4 protein-coding genes are annotated in these 4,170 nt (G+C 48.5%); all 4 read left to right on the forward strand.

The window, feature by feature from the left end:
• The coding region (locus AB1466_06835; protein ID MEW6189799.1) for a nitrilase-related carbon-nitrogen hydrolase at positions 1–358 on the forward strand (358 nt) is incomplete at its 5' end.
• Between the two features lie 83 nt (positions 359–441).
• Positions 442–726: a co-chaperone GroES gene (gene groES / locus AB1466_06840; protein ID MEW6189800.1), complete on the forward strand. Its 285-nt coding sequence runs from the start codon at positions 442–444 to the stop codon at positions 724–726.
• 15 nt (positions 727–741) lie between these two features.
• Positions 742–2,364: a chaperonin GroEL gene (gene groL / locus AB1466_06845; protein MEW6189801.1), complete on the forward strand. Its 1,623-nt coding sequence runs from the start codon at positions 742–744 to the stop codon at positions 2,362–2,364.
• A gap of 627 nt (positions 2,365–2,991) precedes the next feature.
• The gene (locus AB1466_06850; protein ID MEW6189802.1) at positions 2,992–4,149 is read left to right on the forward strand and encodes a GuaB3 family IMP dehydrogenase-related protein; all 1,158 of its coding nucleotides are present in this window, start codon (positions 2,992–2,994) and stop codon (positions 4,147–4,149) included.
• Positions 4,150–4,170: the final 21 nt, after the last annotated feature.

Here is a 4,170-nt window from a genome sequence, read left to right on the forward strand (position 1 = left end):
CAATCCCATGCTCTGTCGGAGGATGGTCGCAAGGGGAGCGCAGTTGCTCATAACCATAACCAACGATGCCTGGTTTGGAAGAACGGCCGCTGCTGAGCAGCATGTACAGATAACAGCTTTGAGAGCGGTGGAAAATGGGATATACGCCTTGCAGGTAGCGAATACGGGCGTGTCTGCAATCATCGATCCGCATGGGTGTATTCTTGAGAGGACCGCTCTCTTCGACAGGCGAATCCTCGCCAGTGAGGGATACTTCACTGAGGGCAGCACATTTTACGTGTGCTATGGTGACCTTTTTGCTTTGCTATGTCTCCTGGTGGGAAGTGGAGCGTTTTTAAAGAAAATTTTGTTGAATTAATTTTTTCTATGTTGTAAGATATCGATTGAAAAAATTAGCACTCTCATACAAAGACTGCTAAAATACTGTGAAGGGGTGAGATTATGAAGTTAAAACCTTTAGGGGACCGTGTAGTGGTAAAACCTAGCGAGAAAGAAGAGAAAACGAAAAGCGGAATTGTTCTTCCGGATACCGCAAAGGAAAAGCCCCAAGAGGGCAAAGTAATAGCCGTTGGACCCGGTGAGTACAAGGAGGGCAAGCGGGTGCCGATGGGGGTCAAAGTTGGAGATAAGGTGATTTATTCCAAGTATGGCGGAACTGAGGTTAAAATCGAAGGCGAGGAATACCTCATCTTGCGTGAAGATGATATCCTAGCCATCGTTAAATAATGGGGGTGAATGCTTATGCCAAAAATTTTGGAGTTCGATGAGAAGGCGAGAAGGGCTCTCGAACAAGGAGCAAATAAACTGGCAGATACAGTAAAGGTGACTTTGGGTCCCAAGGGACGAAATGTCGTTTTGGATAAGAAGTTCGGTGCACCCACCATCACTCATGATGGAGTAACGGTTGCCAAGGAAATCGAGCTAGAAGACGTCTATGAAAATATGGGCGCCCAGCTCATTAAGGAAGTGGCAACTAAGACTCAGGATGTGGCGGGCGATGGAACTACCACAGCTTGTGTTCTGGCTCAAGCCATGATTCGAGAGGGTTTGAGAAATGTCGCCGCTGGAGCAAATCCCATGCTCTTAAAGAGAGGCATTGAAAAAGCGGTGGACACAGCCGTTGAGCAAATAAAGAAGTTGAGTAAACCCATCAAGACCAGGGACGAAATCGCTTCCGTTGCAGCAATTTCCGCTGCCGATCAGGAAATCGGCGATCTGGTAGCGGATGCCATGGAGAAGGTGGGCAAAGATGGTGTAATAACCGTTGAAGAATCGCAAACCATAGGAACCCAGCTCGATGTCGTGGAGGGTCTACAATTCGACAAGGGATATGTTTCTCCATATATGGTCACCGATCCCGAGCGAATGGAAGCTGTCCTCGAAGAACCATATATCCTGATCGCCAATCAAAAGATCGCACCCGTAGCCGATATTATTCCCGTTATGGAGAAGGTGATGCAAACTGGTAAACCTCTACTCGTCATCGCTGAAGATGTAGAGGGCGAAGCCCTGGCCACCTTGGTGGTGAACAAGATTCGAGGTACCTTCCAGAGTGTAGCCGTGAAGGCTCCCGGTTTCGGTGACAGGAGAAAGGCGATGCTTCAAGATATCGCCGTCGTCACCGGTGGTCAGGTGATAACCGAGGAACTTGGATTGAAGCTTGAAAATACCACTCTGGATATGCTCGGAAGAGCCGCCAAGGTCAAGGTAACCAAGGATGATACCACAATCGTCGAAGGGAAAGGCGACCCTGAAGCCATAAAGGGCCGCATCAATCAGATAAAGGCGGAAATCGAGAAGAGCGATTCCGAGTACGATAGGGAGAAGCTGCAAGAACGCTTGGCCAAACTCGCTGGTGGAGTCGCCGTAATCAAAGTTGGTGCCGCCACCGAGACCGAACTTAAGGAAAAGAAACACCGCATTGAAGATGCTCTATCCGCAACCAAGGCTGCAGTCGAAGAGGGAATCGTAGCCGGTGGAGGAGCGGTGCTCATAAATATCATCCCTGCTCTTCAAAAGATGGATAAGAAGGATTTATCAAAGGATGCAGTCACCGGAATTGAAATCGTCCAGCGCGCCTTGGAGGAGCCCATGCGTCAGTTGGCAGCGAATGCTGGTTTTGAGGGCTCAATTGTTGTGGAGAAGGCCAAGGCCTTACCAAAAGGACAGGGCCTCAATGTGATGACCGGAGAATATACCGATATGAACAAGGCTGGGGTCATCGATCCAGCCAAGGTAACTCGAACGGCTCTTCAGAACGCTGCAAGCATTGCGGCTATGGTTCTCACCACGGAGGCATTGGTTGCAGAAAAGCCTGAGGAGGAAAAACCTGCTGCGGGCATGCCTCCCGGAGGCATGATGTAAAAACTCACGGGTTTTTGAATGGGGTCAGGAAACTGACCCTCTTTTTATTTTGGGGACGGTCCCCCTTCAAAGCAATTACCTCCACCATTTTATAATCCATTATAGGGGGGTCGAAAAGACTCGAAGTCCATAGCCTGTTTAAGGATGAGGCCCTTTTGAAATAAATCCTAAATCCAAAATACTAAGCTCTAAGCAATATCAAATATCAAAGTTCAAATGCTCAAAACAGGTTTTGGATTTAGAAAATCAGGGTTTTGGATTTGTTTAGGATTTAGAAATTAGAATTTGGAATTTTTTTGAGGTGGTCAAATGATACCAGGAGAACTCTAAGAAAGAATTATGAGTCATGCAGAATCCATTATTTGTGTCCTGTGGAAGGAAATCCCCCCGGTGACGAGAATCAGAAATCTTGACACCATTTCTTTTAGGGTGCTAAGATAAATTAATTTTAAATCCCGATGCAAGGTAAAGAGTAAGGTGGCGGAAGTTCAAAGGCGGATGATTAAACACCCAGGCTTGACCTAGAAACTTGGGTTAAAGCGTTCTGGGTTGTTTTTTAAAAAGAGAAAATTATTTTAAAATTTTGAGAATTTTGAGGTTGAACAAAGCAGACGGGGGTACTGGAATATGGAAATGGAGATTGGTAAGGGAAAGAAGGGAAGGATGGCTTTCGGTTTCGATGATATTGCCATTGTTCCCAGCAGAAGAACAAGGGATCCGGAAGACGTCGATATTTCTTGGGAAATCGGGGGTTTTCATTTCAAATTACCCGTTTTGGCTTCTGCCATGGATGCGGTGGTGGATACAAAACTCGCCATTGAGATGGGAAAGTTAGGAGGGCTTGCGGTTTTAAATCTGGAGGGACTACAAACACGCTACGAAGATCCGGCATCAATTTTTCAAGAAATCGCCGGTTTCTCGGATGAGGAGGCGACCCGAAAATTACAGGAGATATATCAGGAGTCAATAAAACCGGAATTGATTGCCCTACGAATTCGGGAAATCAAAGAAGCGGGAGTTATAGCTGCTGGCTCCTTCACTCCTCAAAAGGTTGAGCGGTACTATAAAATCGCTTTAGAGGCGGGACTCGATATCCTCGTCATTCAAGGTACGGTGGTCAGCGCCGAACATGTGAGTTCTCGGCGCGAACCCCTGGATCTTCACAAGTTCATCGCCTCCATCGATGTCCCCGCAATTGTAGGAGGCTGCGCATCTTATGCTACCGCTCTCCACCTGATGCGCACCGGCGCCGTCGGGGTTTTGGTGGGGGTTGGTCCCGGTGCGGCATGTACCACCCGTCAGGTGTTGGGGGTGGGCGTACCCCAGGCAACGGCGATTTCCGATGCAGCTGCGGCGAGAACGAGACATCTCGATGAGACGGGAAAATATGTTCAGGTTATCGCCGATGGTGGGATGAGAACGGGGGGAGATATCGCGAAGGCTTTTGCCTGTGGAGCCGATGCGGTGATGATCGGTGCCCCCATCGCTCGGTCAAAGGAGGCTCCGGGAAAGGGCTACCATTGGGGGATGGCAACCTTCCACCCCGAGCTACCCAGGGGCACCAGGGTATATGCGGGAATCGCTGCCAGTTTAAAGGAAATTCTGATCGGTCCTGCTCACGAAAATGACGGTACCTTAAATCTCTTTGGTGCTCTTAGAACATCCATGGCTACCTGTGGATATGAAAATATCAAATCCTTCCAGAAGGCGGAGGTGATTGTGGCTCCATCCATCCAGACGGAGGGCAAGCTACTCCAGAAAATCCAGGGGATGACAACCCCTTAATGTTGCCGCCAGGAGCAACTC

Source organism: Actinomycetota bacterium (genome assembly GCA_040755895.1).
Lineage (GTDB): Bacteria > Actinomycetota > Aquicultoria > Subteraquimicrobiales > Subteraquimicrobiaceae > Subteraquimicrobium.